This window comes from Erwinia tracheiphila, assembly GCF_021365465.1.
GTDB classification, from domain to species: Bacteria; Pseudomonadota; Gammaproteobacteria; order Enterobacterales; family Enterobacteriaceae; genus Erwinia; species Erwinia tracheiphila.
The window spans coordinates 2,868,244-2,886,168 of sequence record NZ_CP089932.1 but is presented as its reverse complement, the minus strand read 5'-3'; the positions used below and the strand labels follow the sequence as shown (position 1 = coordinate 2,886,168).

The 17,925-nt window shown below is 46.9% G+C and carries 10 protein-coding genes, 1 tRNA gene and 5 pseudogenes; 6 read left to right on the top strand and 10 right to left on the bottom strand.

The features are described 5' to 3' along the window. Nucleotides 1-9: 9 nt before the first annotated feature. Entirely contained in the window at nt 10-336 is a 327-nt protein-coding gene (locus LU633_RS15255) for a TusE/DsrC/DsvC family sulfur relay protein (RefSeq protein WP_016189600.1), read from the bottom strand. A 119-nt stretch (nt 337-455) separates the two neighbouring features. Next, nucleotides 456-1,112 (bottom strand): FtsH protease modulator YccA, encoded by a 657-nt coding sequence (gene yccA, locus LU633_RS15250; RefSeq protein WP_016189599.1) that lies wholly within the window; start codon nt 1,110-1,112, stop codon nt 456-458. Between the two features lie 217 nt (nt 1,113-1,329). Between yccA and LU633_RS15245 the strand changes: the two genes are divergently transcribed. Both LU633_RS15245 and agp read left to right on the top strand, forming a co-directional pair. Continuing rightward, a tRNA-Ser gene (locus LU633_RS15245) sits at nt 1,330-1,417 on the top strand. A gap of 439 nt (nt 1,418-1,856) precedes the next feature. Then, the gene (gene agp, locus LU633_RS15240) at nt 1,857-3,344 is read left to right on the top strand and encodes a bifunctional glucose-1-phosphatase/inositol phosphatase (RefSeq protein WP_016189598.1); all 1,488 of its coding nucleotides are present in this window, start codon (nt 1,857-1,859) and stop codon (nt 3,342-3,344) included. Between the two features lie 60 nt (nt 3,345-3,404). Here agp and LU633_RS15235 read toward each other — a convergent pair. Beyond that, nucleotides 3,405-4,776, bottom strand: a pseudogene (locus LU633_RS15235) (NAD-dependent succinate-semialdehyde dehydrogenase). 724 nt (nt 4,777-5,500) lie between these two features. Here LU633_RS15235 and LU633_RS15230 point away from each other — a divergent pair. Continuing rightward, nucleotides 5,501-6,709 carry an IS256 family transposase gene (locus LU633_RS15230; protein WP_046371923.1) on the top strand — a complete coding sequence of 403 codons (1,209 nt, stop codon included), beginning with the start codon at nt 5,501-5,503 and terminating at the stop codon, nt 6,707-6,709. 99 nt (nt 6,710-6,808) lie between these two features. Here LU633_RS15230 and LU633_RS15225 read toward each other — a convergent pair whose 3' ends face one another. From LU633_RS15225 to rutA, 4 genes and pseudogenes are all read right to left on the bottom strand, one after another. Then, nucleotides 6,809-7,039 (bottom strand): YccJ family protein, encoded by a 231-nt coding sequence (locus LU633_RS15225; protein ID WP_016189597.1) that lies wholly within the window; start codon nt 7,037-7,039, stop codon nt 6,809-6,811. Nucleotides 7,040-7,059: 20 nt separating this feature from the next. After that, nucleotides 7,060-7,659, bottom strand: a complete 600-nt coding sequence (wrbA, locus tag LU633_RS15220; protein ID WP_016189596.1) for an NAD(P)H:quinone oxidoreductase — start codon at nt 7,657-7,659, stop codon at nt 7,060-7,062. Nucleotides 7,660-8,182: 523 nt separating this feature from the next. Next, nucleotides 8,183-8,839: pseudogene (locus LU633_RS15215) on the bottom strand (isochorismatase family protein). 42 nt (nt 8,840-8,881) lie between these two features. Beyond that, nucleotides 8,882-9,976: pseudogene (gene rutA / locus LU633_RS15210) on the bottom strand (pyrimidine utilization protein A). Between the two features lie 283 nt (nt 9,977-10,259). Here rutA and rutR point away from each other — a divergent pair. After that, a pseudogene (gene rutR / locus LU633_RS15205) lies at nt 10,260-10,843 on the top strand (HTH-type transcriptional regulator RutR). 63 nt (nt 10,844-10,906) lie between these two features. Here the strand turns inward: rutR and cycA are convergent. Then, nucleotides 10,907-12,304: a D-serine/D-alanine/glycine transporter gene (cycA, locus tag LU633_RS15200; protein ID WP_016189590.1), complete on the bottom strand. Its 1,398-nt coding sequence runs from the start codon at nt 12,302-12,304 to the stop codon at nt 10,907-10,909. A 1,611-nt stretch (nt 12,305-13,915) separates the two neighbouring features. Further along, nucleotides 13,916-14,926 (bottom strand): IS110 family RNA-guided transposase, encoded by a 1,011-nt coding sequence (locus tag LU633_RS15195; protein WP_046371922.1) that lies wholly within the window; start codon nt 14,924-14,926, stop codon nt 13,916-13,918. 885 nt (nt 14,927-15,811) lie between these two features. On the opposite strand from LU633_RS15195, the pseudogene LU633_RS26255 reads away from it, so the two are divergent. Beyond that, nucleotides 15,812-16,528 (top strand): annotated as a pseudogene (locus LU633_RS26255) (autoinducer binding domain-containing protein). 126 nt (nt 16,529-16,654) lie between these two features. Then, nucleotides 16,655-17,284: an acyl-homoserine-lactone synthase gene (locus tag LU633_RS15180; RefSeq protein WP_016189588.1), complete on the top strand. Its 630-nt coding sequence runs from the start codon at nt 16,655-16,657 to the stop codon at nt 17,282-17,284. A 240-nt stretch (nt 17,285-17,524) separates the two neighbouring features. Here LU633_RS15180 and LU633_RS15175 read toward each other — a convergent pair whose 3' ends face one another. Continuing rightward, nucleotides 17,525-17,701 (bottom strand): tail fiber assembly protein, encoded by a 177-nt coding sequence (locus LU633_RS15175; RefSeq protein ID WP_016189587.1) that lies wholly within the window; start codon nt 17,699-17,701, stop codon nt 17,525-17,527. Between the last annotated feature and the right edge of the window lie 224 nt (nt 17,702-17,925).

Below are 17,925 nucleotides of genomic sequence, written 5' to 3'. Positions count from 1 at the left end.
TATCTGTAATCAAAGGCATTTGGCTGGTTTTGGCAAACCCGCTATTTTCGTAGCTTGTTTGGCCGGACCCTTTGGGAAGAGGCGAAACAGATAGCGGCTGTTTCCTTTTTCTTCACCATATTTTTTTGCGATCGCTTGCACCAGCATACGTACTGCGGGTGAAGTATTAAACTCAAGATAGAACTCCCGCACGAAAAATACCACTTCCCAATGCGCTTCGCTCATCACAATCTCTTCTTCTTCAGCCAGCGCAAGAGCAATGGCTTCACTCCAGTCATTCACTGATTTCAGATATCCCTGAGCGTCGCATTGAATCTCTTTGCCGTTAAAATACACTGTAATACCTCATTTATTTTGAGAATGTAGTTTAGCAAAATCGGGCTTAACAGATACACAGGGAATTTTCTGCAGGCAAAAAAAAGCTCCGCATGCGGAGCCTGAAGAAGAGTGATTTGTCAGTTGTTGCGTGACATTCCCAGGATACTCAGCAGGCTGACGAAAATGTTATAAACAGAGACGTAAAGGTTCACCGTGGCGCGGATGTAGTTGGTTTCGCCGCCATGAATGATATTACTGGTTTCCCAGAGGATGGCACCTGATGAAAACAGCACAAACATAACACTAATCGCCAGTTGTAGCGCTGGAATCTGCATAAATATGTTTGCTATAACGGCAACTAAAAGTACCACAAAACCTGCCATCATCATCCCGCCAAGGAAAGACATATCTTTACGAGTTGTCAGTACATAGGCTGAACAGCAGAAAAAAACCAGCGCAGTGCCGCCGAGCGCAAGGCCGATTACCTCTCCCATTCCTGCCGAAAGCAGGTTATTAAGCAGTGGGCCCAGACAATAGCCCAAAAAACCGGTAAAGGCAAAAGCGGCCAGAATGCCTGCAGGACTGTTAGCCAGTCGATAAGTCAGAAACATCAGCCCATAGAACCCAACCAGCATAAAAAGGAGTCCGGGGGTGGGCAGGGCAAAAACAGTACTGAGCGTCGCAGTTAGCGAAGAGAAAGCAAGCGTCAATCCGAGCAAAAAGTAGGTATTACGCAGAACCTTGTGAGTGGATATTAATGAGCTTTGAGCTGTGCTGGTTACAATACGATCCATAAAAATACCTCTCAGGGTCAGTAGACTGAGTCTGAGCATAAGGATCGCCATACAGAGGGGAAAGATTTTTTACCCTTCTTTACGCGACAATCTGTTGTTTTATTGCTCAAAGTGGCGAGCTTTAGGACAAAAGGAATTCGGAAGGCGTTTTTTCAGGCAACCGAATCAAAACAGACTTTACATTGTTCTGGGGGATGTTTATAGTGCGCCTCATTGCGGAGGAGTGGCCGAGTGGCTGAAGGCACCGGTCTTGAAAACCGGCGACGGGAAACCGTTCGAGAGTTCGAATCTCTCCTCCTCCACCATCAAAGTAGACAGGTCAGCATATGCTGGCCTGTTTTATTTTACCCCTTGCCGAAATGTCGTTGCCACGCTATTCCAGTTCTTTTTTGAAACTCCCTTTATCTTTTTGATTCATCTGTCAGTGCCTTTCAACCCAACAGATGATCCTTTGCTATATTCTCAAGGCAGATAAATGTGACTCTTGCCGAAATGCTGCTTTTCGCGCTTGATTTTGCCTTAAGGCAGCGCTCGAAATCCTGGCATACTTCGTGTAGTCTCCGGGCTGTTCATCTTCAGGTATACTGCATCAGCTTACACGGAGATATACCGACTCTGCATGTTGGCGCTCGTTTTTTTCTGGCGTACTGTTGCAATCATCATCCGTGTCGCAATGTTTTTTGCCCAGCCGTTAGCTTTAACGCTGTTCGGATGATTTCCCTACAGAATCAATGGATAAAACACATGATTAAAAAGTTTAGTCTTTGCGCGTTGGCAGTTTGTTCTGCAGTAAGCGGAATCTCAGCTTATGCAGCTGACGACAACTTCCAGCTTGAACAGGTGTTAATGATGAGCCGCCATAATCTTCGCGCCCCGCTGGCGGATAACGGGAGTGTGCTGGCACAATCTACAAGGAAAAACTGGCCACAGTGGGATGTTCCGGGTGGGCAACTAACCACTAAAGGCGGTATTCTGGAAGTCTATATGGGGCGTTACACTCGGGAATGGTTAGCACAGCAGCGCGTGCTAAAAGACGGCCAGTGCCCTGGCAGTGATGAAATTTATGCCTATGCAAACAGCCTGCAACGTACCGTCGCGACTGCACAATTTTTTATTACTGGCGCATTTCCGGGCTGTGACATTCCGGTTTCACACCAGAATGAAATGGGGACAATGGACCCGATATTTAACCCAATTATCACCGACGGCAGTGAGGCGTTCAATAAACAGGCGTTAACGGCGATGAACAGCACGGCTGACAAGTTGACTTTAAAACCGGCATTTCAGCGTCTTGAAAAAATGATTGACTATAAAAACGCTGAGGCATGTAAGGGTAAGAAGCAGTGCGATCTTTCAGGAGACAAGCAAAATAAATTTTCTGCTGATGAAGGCAAAGAGCCCAGCGTCACAGGTCCGCTGAAAGTGGGTAATTCTCTTATCGATGCCTTTACTCTCCAGTATTATGAAGGATTGCCGCTTGAACAGGTGGCATGGGGACAGATTAAAACGCCCGAACAGTGGAAAGAGCTGTCATCTATTAAGAACGCCTATCAGGATGCACTCTTCACTTCACCGGAAGTGGCGCGTAACGTTGCCGCCCCGTTAGTGGACTATATCCGCAGTTTGCTGGTGGACGAAGATAAAGCCAGCGCACCTAAAGTAACGCTTATGGTTGGTCATGATTCGAATATTGCATCATTGCTGGCGGCGTTAGATTTCAAGCCTTACACGCTGCCCGAACAAAATGAAAAAACCCCGATTGGCGGCATCATCCAGTTCCAACGTTGGCACGATAAGAAACAAGATCTGGAGCTGGTCAAGGTGGAATATGTCTATCAGAGCAGCGATCAGTTACGTAATGCCATGCCGTTAACCTTTGAGACGCCCCCAAAGCGGGTGACATTGGAAATGAAGGGTTGCCCAACAGATGCAAATGGATTTTGTCCGTGGGATCAGTTTACGCAGGTGCTGAATAACGCGCTTCAGGGAACGTCAGCGGCCGTGACATCGCCGGCAGCTGATAAGCACAACACGGTGACAGAAAAAGCAGACGCTGATCGGGCCGCTGATAACGCAGAACCGGCCAAATCTTCTGCGGAGAAAGCGGCTGCCGATAAAACTGCAGCAGAGAAAGATGTGAAAGAAAAATCTGCCGCCAGGTCGAAAGTGAGTGATGACAAGCCAGCAAAGACAAACGCTACTCAACAAACCGTTAGTGATAAGACTTCCTGATTGCTGATGTGTCAGCATAAGGCCAGGTCGTGAGGCGACCTGGCTTTCTTTGACCCGATGTTAACCGTTACTGATAACTACCAGTTTTTGGTTTACAAATTCCTTAATCCCCAAGTCTGATAATTCTCGCCCATATCCAGAACGTTTAATGCCGCCAAAAGGGAGTTCAGGAGAGGTATCACAGGTGGAGTTGATAAAAACCATCCCTGTTTCAATTTGCGAAGCCAGTTTCCTGGCGCGATCCATATTGCTGGTGAAAACCGACCCGCCCAGCCCATAGTGTGAGTCATTGGCGAGCTGCACTACTTCATCATCATTTTTAACGATGTACACTTGTGCTACCGGCCCGAAAAACTCTTCAAAGTATGCGGGATTATCACGGGTGATCCCGGATAAAATCGTGGGCTGATAGAAGCAACCTTCACCTTCAATTGCCTTTCCTCCAAGATGCAAGATTGCGCCTTTGCTCACGGCATCATCAACCTGCTTCACCAGCGTATCGCGTGCTGAAGCAGAAGAGAGTGGACCAAGCGTAGTGGTTTCATCCAGCGGATCGCCAACTTTCACATCACGAAATGCCTGTATGAATTTTTCCAGGAAGCTGTCAGCGACTTTTTCATGCACGATAAAGCGTTTTTCGGCGGTACAGACCTGACCACAATTACTGAGCTTGGCGACTGTGCCAGCCTTAACCGCTTTATCCAGGTCGCAGTCGTCAAGCACCACAAATACATCGTTGCCACCCAGTTCCAGGGTGGTTTTTTTCAGGTATTTTCCTGCCTGTTTTGCAACTGCACTACCTGCACGTTCTGAGCCGGTCAGCGCCGCGCCCTGCACGCGGTCATCTGCAATCAGGGCAGCCACCTGATCGTTGCTAATAAAAAGGTTGGCAGGTTCCCTCGGGTGCACCTGCTTCGCTAACCAGTTCGGCAAAAAGCGTCGCACAATGTGGTACGTTCGCGGCATGCTTTATCAGAACCGGATTACCCGCAGCCAGATTTGGAGCAAGCACACGCATTAATTGATAATAGGGAAAGTTCCACGGCTCGACGGCGACCAGCACGCCAACAGGATGATTTTCCACCCAGGCTTCGCCCAATTCACTGGGATAGCGGACAGGAGCCAGAAAGCGCCCGGCATTTTCAGCGTAATAACGGGCAATCTGTGCGCAGATTTTTACTTCCGCACGGCTTTGGTTTATCAGTTTACCCATCTCTACGCTGGCGGCTTTGGCCAGTTCCTCTGCACGATCATCAATCAGGTCCGCCATGTTTTTTAGAATTTGCAGACGTGGTGGGATCGGACCTTTACACCATTCTGAATGGTAAAGCTTGTCTGCGACAGTTAGAGCCTGCTCAACCTGCTGCTCACTGTGCTCAGGCCATGATTTAAGCAATTTATTCGTACAGGGATTGATCGTCTGATAAGCCACATCATTCTCCTCATGGTGAAATCTGCCCTGCGTTCAGGCAGTTTAGTGTGGATTAAGCGTAGTTAATACATTGATTCTTTACCAACAGGGCTGCCACGCATCTGCAATTTTTCCGCAAAAATTAAAAGCCAAGTAAAGAGGCAAGGGTGTAAAAGGTCCTTTACACGGTTTCAATATTCGGCGCAGCGGCAGGGTGGAATAGTTGTGACAGAAATCACTCATCAAGTGAGATGAATTCGCCTTCATCGAGACGGATTTTAACGATCCTGTAAAATTTTTTATTTCGGGCAGTAGTACTTAACGCCACAACAAGACACATATAGACTTATGGATAATCATGCCCGCAGACCCTGATTAAAAGCAGGGGGTAAGATACATGTTTAAGAGAGCGGCCTTGATGGTTTTCACTGGAGATAAGAATGATCATATAAGTTATGATTGGTCCGGCATTCCTGGCATCATAACTAAGCGAAACAAAACCCACCGACTTTCGTGCTCAGAAAAGGCTCTGGCGTTGGCAGTGATAATCCACATTCACAGCCCGAAGCGCTGATCGCTCTCTTAAAGGGACAATAACCTTAAAGTAACTCTCTGCCTGGCGTACAAGATTAGGGACGTAAGATAATGTGCCGAAAAACTGTGCACGGAGGTGAGAGACTGTAATTAAAATTGTGTAATTGCCTGTTTTTGATATGTTCACTCCAACAATGGAGACAGGCAAATTATGGACGAGAAGAAACTTAAGGCCCTTGCTGCTGAACTGGCCAAAGGCCTCAAAACTGAGGCCGGCCTTAATCAGTTTTTCCGCATGCTCACGAAGCTGACCGTTGAAACGGCACTCAATGCAGAACTGACTGACCACCTCGGGCATGAGAAAAATGCCCCTAAAACCGGCACCAATACCCGCAACGGCTACTCTCCGAAAACGCTGCTGTGCGACGACGGTGAAATCGGGCTAAACACGCCGCGCGACCGGGAAAATACCTTTGAACCTCAGCTGATTAAGAAGAATCAGACGCGTATCACGCAGATGGACAGCCAGATTTTATCCTTGTATGCCAAAGGCATGACCACGCGGGAAATCGTCGATACGTTCAAAGAGATGTACGATGCTGATGTGTCACCGCCCCTGATATCAAAAGTCACGGATGCCGTTAAAGAGCAGGTCGCCGAATGGCAGAATCGCCAGCTGGATGCGCTCTATCCCATTGTTTATCTGGACTGTATTGTTGTTAAGGTTCGTCAGAATGGCGGCGTGATTAACAAAGCGGTGTTCCTGGCGCCGGGCATCAATACCGAAGGCCGGAAAGAGCTTCCGGGGATGTGGCTGGCTGAAAATGAAGGTGCAAAGTTCTGGCTGAACGTGCTGACGGAACTTAAAAATCGCGGCCTTCAGGACATCCTGATTGCCTGCGTGGATGGCCTGAAGGGCTTCCCGGATGCGATAAACAGCGTCTATCCGCAGACTCACATCCAGCTGTGCACCATCCACATGGTGCGTAACCGCCTGAAATACGTGGCGTGGAAGGACTACAAAGCGGTCACGGGCGGGCTGAAAACCGTTTATCAGGCACCAACAGAAGCGGCCGCACGGATGGCGCTGGATGCGTTCGCCGAAGAATGGGATGACAAATATCCACAAATCAGCAAAAGCTGGCGTGCGCACGGGGAAAACCTCAATACGTTCTTCGGCTATCCGTCTGACATCCGAAAAGCTATCTACACCACGAATGCCATTGAGTCGCTGAACAGCGTGATCCGTGCCGCCATTAAGAAACGCAAGGTATTCCCGACGGATGACTCAGTGCGAAAGGTTATTTACCTGGCAATCCAGTCGGCATCGAAAAAATGGAGTATGCCGGTCCAGAACTGTCGGCTGGCGATGAGCCGCTTTATTATTGAGTTCGGTGACCGCCTGAGCGTTCACTTTTGACGTGGTGGCAGTTACACAGAATTATTTACAGGGTCGGAGGTGATGGGTTTCAATCAGTAAAAAAGGGCAAAATCAATGCCCTTTTATGTTCTGCGGATCTCAAACGTTTTTACGCTCGACGGTTTTATTATCCCAGACAAGCACATTGCTCACCGTTTTATTAAACGCACGAAGCAAAACATCATCACTACCTTGCTGCTGCCATATTTGTTCAGCCTGCCGTTCGTCATAGTTTGCCACTTCAAAAATGGCTTCCGCAATTTCAGGGGAGGTAGACCGAAGAGTGGCCCATTCCCCAACACGATGCGCTTTAGACTGTTGAGTTGCCATTGTGTGCTCCTGACATGAAGTTATCCGTTCAAACGCACCGCCAGCCCGGCGACGTATTCACCCTGGTAGCGTGCGATGTTCAATTCTTCTTCACTGGGCTGACGTGAGCCGTCGCCGCCTGCGATGGTCGTGGCACCATAAGGCGTTCCGCCACGGACATGAGAAATATCAAACATTTCTTTGGTACCGTAGCCAATCGGGACGATAACCATGCCGTGATGCGCCAGCGTAGTCCAGGTTGAGGTTATCGTTTGTTCCTGTCCGCCCCCGGTACCGGTAGAGGAAAATACGCTGGCAAGCTTGCCGTAAAGTGTGCCAGAAGCCCACAATCCACCGGTACGATCAAGAAAAGTGCGCATCTGTCCGGCCATATTTCCGAAGCGGGTGGGGGTGCCGAGAAGAATCGCATCGTATTCTTTCAATTCTTCGGGAGTAGCTTCAGCCGCGCGCTGATTCGTTTTACCACCTGCTTCGGCGAAACGTGCAGCATCCATTGTTTCAGGAACACGCCTGATTGTTACGCTGGCACCTTTGACCTTGCGCGCCCCCTCTGCTACGGCTTCCGCCATGGTTTCGATATGTCCATACATTGAATAATAAAGCACTAAAATCTTAGCCATTTGTCACTCCATGATTGGGTATTTACCTGTTTTGCTAATGAATAGCTCCTCATCGCAATTCATAGCCCGGTTTTGAGTATAGATGAGACCAACAGATGCTGCTAAATTGTGCAGTAATTGGGGGGAGGCCCATTGGCATATAAACCTCAAGGGAGATAACAAACATCTAGCCTGCTGCTTGACAATATTGTGACAAGCCAACATGGCGACGAGGCTAATCCGGTTTACTCTGGCCAGTCAGGACTATTTTCATCCTATGGTTCTATCAATTCAGTAATTTTTCTGAAGATTGAATAAGTGCCTTAAGGGGATGCGGCAGTCAGAGAACGCCTTTAGCATAACTTGAAATGACACGCAGCACTTAAGATTCGGTCCGGAGTTGAGCGTGTCACTGTCGTAAGCTGGTGAAACCTGAAATCGTTTGCTTTATTATTAAACTGTCCGGGCAGCCTGTGGTGTTATTTCCGGTCGGTTTTCTCCTTTAATTATAGATAGTCACGCCGTTTGCCGCTCTGCGGCCGCATTACTCTGTACGGTGGCACAAAAGGTGCTGACCCGATACCCAGCCGAAGAACGTTTCGATATTGAAAATGGCGGCCTGCCGGGCAAAAGCCAGATCAGCCTGACAGGTCGCGTCCTCCAGTACGATGCCGAAATATTCAAGGAAAAAACCGTCGCGCAGGGTAGATTCCACGCAAACATTTGTGGCGATCCTGGTGAAAATAAGGTGGCGAATGCCGCGGCTGTGCAACATGCTGTCGAGCGGGGTATTGTAAAAGCCGCTGTAGCGCGATTTTTCCAGAACTATATCACCGATTCTGGGCGCAGCCTGTCAACCAGCTGGTAATCCCCTTACCTTTGGCAAGCAGTTTTCCTTCCTGCACCGGTCGGGCGTGCATTGCTTTCAGCGCGTTAGATTTGTGCCAGTTGGGTGAGCCAGGGCCACCCGCTTCAACATATTTCGAGTCCAAACCATTTTGAAACCAGACGATTTGAATTCCTGCTTCACGTGCTGCGTTGACGGCGATAGTGATTTTTTCGATGACTGGTTGGGTAGCTGAAACATCAAATCCCGCCAGATCGAGGTAGCCCCGGGAGTAGCATAGGCATTCTGCATGTCGACAACAATGAGCGCGGTTTGCTCAAGTGGAAATGTGATCGCTTCCGGTCTGGCGACTATTTTTTGTCGAGGCAGTGGTGCAAACAACAGTCTCTTTCATGCTCATAATGCCACCTCTTTTGCCATATCAATAATATCGGCACGGCACTTCATCAGCGGTTGAATACGTTTGCCAAAATGCTCAATTCCCTGCAGGAAATCGTCAAAGGTCAATAAGACGCCCTCGGTGCCCTCAACGGTGGCGACCTCATCCAGCATCCGGGCTATGCTGGCGTAAGATCCCACCAGCGTACCCATATTAATATTCACCGCTGACGTCGGATCAGCCATCTGACGAACGTTGGTGTCGCTACCGGAACGGGTGTCCTGTTGACTTTGCGTGGTCAGCCAGGCCAGCGCATCTTCATCTGCACCGGCTTTATAGTGTTCCCACTTAGCACGGGCGGCATCATCCGTTTCGTCGGCAATAATCATAAACAGGACATAGGAGCCGACGTTGCGCCCGGTCTGGTCGGCGGCATTTTTCATGCGGGCAGCGGTAGGCGCGAACGTGGTGGGGGTGTTAATACCTGCACCAAAGCAAAAGTTGTAATCTGCATGTTTTGCCGAAAAAGCAATGCCTGCATCACTTTGCCCGGCGCAAATGACCTTCATGGGTTTGTGCGGTTGCAGGCTGAGGCGGCAATCGTTCATAGTAAAAAATTCACCCTTTAGATCGGATTTACCGGTGCCCCACAAGTCGCGCAGCACGGTAACGTACTCTGCCAGATAGTCGTAACGGCAGGAAAAATAGTCATCCCCAGGCCACATGCCCATCTGATCGTATTCCGGCTTTTGCCAGCCGGTGACCAGATTGACGCCAAAGCGACCGCCAGAAATAGAATCTACCGTTGAGGCCATCCGTGCGACTATAGCCGGTGGTAAGGTGAGCGTCGCGGCTGTAGCGTATATCTCAATACGCGAGGTTACCGCCGCCAGGCCGACCATAAGGGTGAAAGATTACAGGTTATGGTCCCAGAATTCAGTTTTACCGACAAAACCGCGCAGTTTGATCATCGACAGGGCAAAATCGAAATGATAATGCTCGGCCTTAAGCACGATTGCTTTGTTCAGTTCGAACGTGGGCATATATTGCGGGGCATGGGTTGAAATCAACCAGCCGTTATTACCGATCGGGATAAATACGCCAATTTTCATAAAAGGGCCTTATTTGAAGTCAGGGTTATTATTCCCGCGCTGCGATACATACTGTCATTCCTTTGAGGCAGCGTTCATGGTGGTTTTAACAATTACCGTACCACACCAAAAAATTACTTATATTCAGTTAGTTGGGATAGCGAGGTTAAAATAATGTAGAGTGAATGGTCTGAAATAGACTGTTTGGTAAAAAATGCGTGCACAATAATCAGTCAATCGTGGCCGATTTAAGTGCGCGGCCTGAGCAGCAGTGTGAAAGAAACGGTCTGCCACTATATGGCTTCTGGCTAAACTCTCAGAAAAAACCCTGACAACCTCCACCCAACGCTCAAAGACCGTTGCTGCAACGCGAGCCGCGATTATTCAGGCTTGCACTCGCGCTGTTCTCCCTTTACGGCATGTATGGCAGCAGTCTTGATAAGGTCGCCGAAGGTCCGACGTTTCAAAAACAAATTTGCTCTATTACTTTCCGTCTAAAGAAGCGCTTTATATTGCCGTGCTGAAAGATATTTTGGATATCTGGCTACCCGCCATTATATCCGTCTGAAACTGGAAGTTTCATGAGACCATACGCAGGCTTCACGATGGTTTTGCTTGGAAATGCTGCAGGGGGCACCACTACTGAAAGGTGAACCGGAAGGCGATTTGTGTAATCTGGTTGATGAAAAGCCAGCCGCCATTGAAAGCTGGATTGCCGCAGGGAAACTGGTTGCCGTTGAACACCACCATCTGATATTTCTGCTGTGGGCGACCACACAGCATTATGCTGATTTTGCCAGCCAGGTCGAAGCGGTTACTGGGCAAATGCCCGATGATGAAGGTTTCTTTCAACAAAAGGTGGAAAATGTGCAGCGTATGGTGATTTAAGGGATCCGCATACGTGACGAAATAGCTGAAGAAAAAACGGGCCTGTAAGGCCCGTTTATGCGGTTAGAGTCCGATTTTGCGATGGCGCAGCCACCAGCCAATGCCCAGCATGATAAACCATAATGGCGTAACGATGAGTGCCTTACGGGTATCTTCTTCCAGTGAGAGCAGAACCAGTACAAAAGCAAAAAAGGCGATGCAGACCCAGCACATAAGTTTACCTAACGGCATTTTGTATTGAGATGCCTGATGTAGCTGAGGATGTTTCTTGCGGTATGCCAGATAAGAACAAACAATGATTGTCCAGACGAACATAAACAGGATCGCTGAAACGGTGGTGACCAGCGTAAACACCTCCATGACGTTTGGGATCAGATAAATCAGTGCGACACCACTCAGCAGACACAGGCAGGAAAAAAACAGGCCCGTTGTCGGGACGGCACGGGGTGACAATTTTCCAAAGCGTTTATGGGCAACACCTTGTTGAGCCATGCAGTACAACATCCGGCTGGTGGAGAAAATACCGCTATTGGCTGAAGATGCCGCCGAGGTGAGAACAACAAAATTGACGATACTGGCGGCAGCGGGCAGACCAATCAACACAAACATTTCTACGAAAGGGCTGCGACTGGCGACAACCTGGTCCCAGGGTGTTACGGCCATAATCACCAGCAGGGCAAAGACGTAAAACATGATAATGCGTAGAGGAATGGCATTGATTGCGCGGGGCAAAACGTTTTTAGGATCGTGTGTTTCAGCCGCCGTGGTGCCTACCAACTCAATGCCAACAAAAGCGAATACGGCAATCTGAAACCCTGCGAAAAAACCGCTCAGGCCTTTAGGAAACATACCGCCATGATTCCAGATATTACTCACTGCCGCTGTACTACCATCAGTTGACGGATAGTGTATGGCAACCAGCACGATGCCGGTCGCGATCAGTGCCACGATGGCAACAATTTTGATGATGGCAAACCAAAACTCCATCTCGCCAAATAGTTTAACTGTGGCAATATTCAGCGCCAGGAACACCACGATACAGAGCAGCGCACTCATCCAGATGGAGAAATCCGGGAACCACAACTGAAAATAGGAGCTTATTGCCACCACGTCCGCAATGCCGGTCGCCACCCAGCAGAACCAGTAAGTCCAGCCTGTGAAATAACCTGCCCACGGGCCAAGCAGGTCGGCGGCAAAGTCACTGAACGACTTGTACTCGAGATTGGACAGCAGTAACTCACCCATTGCCCGCATTACAAAAAAAAGCATAAAGCCAATAATCATATAAACAAAAATAATCGAAGGCCCGGCAAGACTAATGGTTTTTCCTGAACCCATAAAAAGTCCAGTGCCAATGGCTCCGCCCAGGGCAATTAGCTGAATATGTCGATTATGAAGATGACGACGCAGCTCACCTGGTGCCTCATTGCTTGACGATGTCTTGTTTAATTGGTCAATCATAACGGAATTCCTGTCCTCAAATAATATTGTTTCAGCTCTAAAGGCTGTTATTTGATCGGGTTTAAAAGATGTTTGCAGGTATAAGATAATGTAATTCAACGGTAAACAGCCAACGCTTTTTAAGGAATAAATCGATATTTTTGGTAACTTCATGAATGCTTTGCTTGATTTTGCTATTAATCACACCAGGTGAAGAGGGTGGCAAACCAATGACGAAGATTAATAGAATTGATAGAGGTACTCTCGGTTTCTGCGATATTGAGGTAATCGGCGGTACTGATGTCGATCAGCTATTTTTCCCGTATAGATCCCCTTAATTCATTGACAGATTACATCCGTTACCATTTGCATGGCACGGGTGATTTTAAACACGGGAAGCCGCCTGTGTGATTGTTTGCTATTGGGGGCATACGCAACAGTTGGGAGCATGTCAGATAGCCAGTTAATATTTTAAGTTTTTGAAAAAAATGGTTTTTATGCGTTGTTTCGCCCGTCTTTCCTGACAATTAGTCTGATAATATTTATTGATCGTGGGGTATCGTCACGAGCGATAAACTTAACGGTTTGCAGGATTGATTGCGTGCGCCATCAGGTGTGCAAAAAGTATGTTCCACTATCTTGAAAGATAAATGAGGGAACATACTCTATGCCAGAGGTACAAAACGTTCTGCTAAGGTGGCAATTATATGAAGGTTCACTCTCATAAGAAGCATGACCTTCAGACATTTATGACTGGGAATTCTGATTCGAAATGAGCAGTAATTCCTTGTTGTAAAAGGTATCTTTTTAGCGGCAATACAGCCAGATTGATGGTTTTAGTTTCATTACAGGTTTAAAGCAAATAGCTAACGATTCTGTCTGATTATTGAAAATGAAGCGCAAGGAAAATCTTAAATAACACATCAACCTTGAAAAACTTTCCTTGAACATAATAACGTTTTATCTGGTAATGAGGGCGTAAGAAAAATCATTAATAATATGCTTTCCATTTAAAGCCTTGTTAAAAATAACGGGCAATGAATTTTCTAAAAAATCTGATACAGAATAGTAGGGGAAATTTAATAATATGATAATTCCATGAATAAATAATTTCTGTAGTGATAATATCATATCTATATAACCTAACCGTTAAAATATCGTGTTAGTTAAAAGTCGATACTTTTAAAAAAGAAGTTGCACAGGAGATGGCGGTAGTTTACTGAGAAACCCGCTCGGCCATTTAACCCGCTAACGAGTTGAATATCCGTACCGAGTACCGATTGGATTTAATCATTTACACATGTGGTTAATGTCGCATGCGGTTCTTCAAAGAAAAGTAATGAGTCTGGAATAATAGCTTTACGTTTGCAGCTGCCGTGTTTCGTCAAGAAAAAATCGCTGTAATCCTCGGAATACAGTCCCCTAAGCGCTGTCAGCAAGCTGCCAGCACTAAGTCCCCGATACATCGCGGCTACGCCGCGCTAACGGGGTTAAAAGGGCTTATATCAGCATAATCATCACTATAAGCCCGCATGGCTGTTCAGGGCGGGAGGGGGATACCACTCTCTGACAGTCCTCCACCGGCCTGCGCCGGGCTTCGGCGGGTTAACTACAGAGTCATATAAAACAACGTTATGCCGCCTTACATGCGCTACGCGCATCTGAAGACAGGTATTCAGCATCGAACGGCTTTTGTGTTTTCAGAACGCCATAGCACCAGTGGACGAGTTTCCGCATCAGTGCGCCAATGGCACACATTTTTGCCTTGCCACGCAGGCATAACCGCTCATACATCGCTTTCATCACCGGGTTAAATCTCAGGCCACACAACGAAGCCAGATACAGTTTCGCGCGGATTTCCGGCGGGCCGATTTTGGATAATTTCGGTTTCCCTCTGACCGATGTGCCGGAGTATTTTTCAACACGGACCACGCCCAGAAATGCAGCAACCTGCTCTGCTGTATCGAAATGATGACCCCGCAGGATAACCAGCATATTCAGACCTAACTGATAACCCACGGATTTTATTGATGTCAGCAGGTCAAAATCCTTTTTTAATTCAGGATGCTGGTCGAGGTGGGTCAGGATCAGAGCGTCCAGATGCTCAGGCTCTGCGCTCAGGTTACGAAGCACATTTTCGATGGATTCAGTGACAGCAAGAGGTGTGTCCGTTGCCCGACATTTTTCCAGCCTGTTTTTTTCGCGGGTGCTGTCGGTGACAGGTGCATCACGTCGGCGGAGAAGTGCGCTGAGATGGCGGACATTCTCAGGCGGGGGGACCCACGGTTCCGGCACCTTAAGTGCACCGTAGCAGGCGAGCATATAAGCATCAACCTGGTCGTTTTTTGTCAGAATGTCCATGCCACGCGCAAATTCTCTGCTGCGATGTGGGTTGGCGAGCGAAACTTGAGCTCCGGCCTTGTAGAGGGCGTATGCAAGCGATTCATGATAAACCCCGGTGGCCTCCATGATGATATGGACATTGGCAGGTTCACAGTGCTGTTTACTGAGCCAGCCGATCACGGCATCGGCTGCATTGAAATCGTTTTTAAGCTTGCGGGTTTTTACCTTGCCTTTGACACCTTCCCGCAGCAGACATAAATCCAGGGTTTTCTTGCTGACATCGATACCGAACTGAAACATAGATGTTTTCTCCTTTCACTGAACCATCACGCCTATTACCCTTGTACATGCAGAGTCATCGCTCCTGGCAACCGTTGAATGTTAATGCTGGCGTGAAAGGTGAAGCGGAGGGCTTTTTCTGCCAATCAAGGTTCTCGCCATTCCGGGAGGGGACAAGCTCACTCCGCTTCATGTGATGGTAGCTAACCACCATATGTCTATTACATACAAGAGAGGAGCGATGCTGACACTGACGTGTGGCGACGAAAATTCAAATATTGATATGCAAGGCTACTGAGTCAGAGCAAGATTCTTTCAGAAACGGCCAGCATTTCCTTATGGCCCAACTCACTTTCACACTCCAATACTAAAATAGTTAAGTACGTGACTAATTTCTTCATGCTTATCAGATCAGAACAGGTTCTTAGCAAAGATAAAGGTTATAAGCATCAGGAATGGATAAGTTGACACAGGATGTTTGCCAGTGGCAAAGTAGTTTATGTTCAGATGTACTTTATCAAAAAATCAATCATTACACATAAAATAAAATTCATGAGAAAATACAACACATTGAAATATAATAAGTTATCCATTATGGACTGGCTTAATATTTTTTGCGACCTGTAATAATCAAAGTGTAAAAAATCCCCTGATTAACTTCTTAACATCCTGTAATCTCAAATTGACTATATCTCTATAAGATAATTCTTATTTTCAATGTTTTCTTTCTACCGCATTTATTATATGTATTGTCAAAGACGCTGCCTGTTGTTGATTGCGACGTTTAGTGTGGCATAGAATGATACAATATTTGACCACAACCTGAGGTTGAATATCAAAACCGTGGTGTTTTTTCTCCTGAACGTTTAGCAAGTCAGGGCATTTTGTTATGAGACCTGAACGAACGTGGAGAACTATTTTAATTGGTGTAATGAGATAAAATCGACTTTTTGTTTAGTAAAAAACTACGGATGTTATTCGTCTCTTGGAACTGCAATCCCTTGATATGGGTCTGGATTTCTATGCTCTATATATTCGTCATCTTCTTCCTTTTACTCAACCGCGAATATTCTTATACAGCAATTATCCTGACCGATGGGTGAAAATCTGGCAAAAAAGAAACTTTGCCGAACTCGATCCCGTTATCAAACACTGTATGGTTCCCGACACGCTACTGACATGGAATGATGTTGTCATCAGTAAAGGACTTCAGGTGTGCGAAGCAGCGAAAGAATATGGCATTTGTTCCGGTTTTTCCTGTTCAAAAATGATAAAAAGTTGTTCCATTTGCATATTGCCAATGGCATCAGTAAAATTCTTTGAAAATATTGTGTTAACGCAGGATGGTCAGCTTAAATATACAATATATAGCGGTTATGGTTGTGGATGCCTTACAACAAATTAAGGATATTGCCATGTCGGTGATGGACATAGCGCTGTGTCAGCGAGAACAAGAAATCCTCAAATGGATAGCTGAAGGAAAAACGTCATCAGAAATACCCTTAATCCTGTCTATTTCTGAGCACACGGTTAATTTTATACCAGAAAAATATGCAAAAAAAGTTCAATGCACCTAACAAAACGCAGGTGGCTGCCTATGCAGCCGCCATTGGATTAATTTAGTTAAGCGACTGCCAGATTTGGTAGTTTCAGATTGACAGTTAGTTGTCTGTCCTGCTTCGGGCTGGTCAATCTTCAATAAATTAAAGGATTAAATTAACGACGGAATGCTCCTGGGGACAAATAATAATGAAGATTATCTATACCAAGTTGAGAGATATGCCATCCTCTCTGTTGGCGGAGTTGGGCAGTTACCGTTATAGCGTCTTCGCTCGAGGGGATGGGTGGCCTTTGCCAGCTCGCCTGAGCACTCCCGGGCAGGAGTATGATCGTTACGATCATTCTGATGTGGTCTGGATTATCGCCTGGAATGCACAAATGGGGATCTGCGGTTGTGCGCGTTTGATGCCCTGGTCTATTCCGGTGGACACGGGATTGATGGAAGGCACCGTTCGTCCGGTAAATGAGATGGAAGGTCGCGTCTGGGAAATGTCGCGTTTCTCAGCGCGTCTCGATATTGATGCAGATTTACCGCCAGCCATTCTTTGGCACAGTGTTCAACTGGCAGAACAGGCCGGGATTGATTGCCTTTACAGCGCGGCAACGCCAATGTTGGAGCAGATGTTTGCCATGCACCACGTTGATTATCAACCGTTATCGGCAGGTTTTATTCAGTCCGAAGAAAACCTTTTTGCAGTAAAGATATCGACAAATCAGCCTCGTCTGGCTTCCCGGTTTTGTGGTGCGCGTCGTTTCAGTCCTGAAGAAGTGTTGCCAACTTTTGGTGTTTCCCCAACATGGACCGGAGGCAACCGTTGAATATGCTTCATGCATGATTTCGCTATGAGATAAATGTACCGGAAGGGAATTCCTTACCCATTAAGATTAAATGCAATAAATAAACATCAGGCAAGGTTGGAGTATTGATATAATAAATTATCTTCGTTTCATCATAAATGCCGCTGTAGCGCGTCGCGTAAAATGAGAAATTGCGCCACTTAAATTGATAAATCTGTAACAGTGTTTTTTTCTCATTATACGCGATTTTTTGATTGAAATTTAAACTGCCCGGACTGGCCAGGTGATATCCGGCACCGTCGATGTATCCACTGTCTGCACTGCTTTAATGTATTTCAGCCACACAACCAGACGTGCCTTGCCTTCGTCTCTGATAATGCCTAACTGGGGTTCAGTCTGCCACAAGCCAATTGTGACCTGCGCTTCAGCCAGTGACACCGCTTTCTGCTGCTTTCACGACCGGATTTCTTTACTGGTAGAGAAATCAGTATCACTCATGTTTTTTTCCTCTCAATGTTGATTGTTAAAGCAGATATATCTTTTGCTAAAAGTATACTATATTCCATTTTTTTAAATGAGGGATCTTCCCTGCGAGTGAGGTGGCTCTGTATTCCAGCACTATGGCGTTTTTTTCAGTGCTAAGAGGGAGGGAAAAGAGGTAG

Excerpts from the sequence above, each read along its gene's own strand:
- cycA (WP_016189590.1), bottom strand. The coding sequence starts at position 12,304 with ATGATTGACCAATTAAACAAGACATCGTCAAGCAATGAGGCACCAGGT.
- LU633_RS15230 (WP_046371923.1), top strand. The coding sequence starts at position 5,501 with ATGGACGAGAAGAAACTTAAGGCCCTTGCTGCTGAACTGGCCAAAGGC.
- wrbA (WP_016189596.1), bottom strand. The coding sequence starts at position 7,659 with ATGGCTAAGATTTTAGTGCTTTATTATTCAATGTATGGACATATCGAA.
- LU633_RS15225 (WP_016189597.1), bottom strand. The coding sequence starts at position 7,039 with ATGGCAACTCAACAGTCTAAAGCGCATCGTGTTGGGGAATGGGCCACT.
- LU633_RS15195 (WP_046371922.1), bottom strand. The coding sequence starts at position 14,926 with ATGTTTCAGTTCGGTATCGATGTCAGCAAGAAAACCCTGGATTTATGT.
- agp (WP_016189598.1), top strand. The coding sequence starts at position 1,857 with ATGATTAAAAAGTTTAGTCTTTGCGCGTTGGCAGTTTGTTCTGCAGTA.
- yccA (WP_016189599.1), bottom strand. The coding sequence starts at position 1,112 with ATGGATCGTATTGTAACCAGCACAGCTCAAAGCTCATTAATATCCACT.
- LU633_RS15180 (WP_016189588.1), top strand. The coding sequence starts at position 16,655 with ATGAAGATTATCTATACCAAGTTGAGAGATATGCCATCCTCTCTGTTG.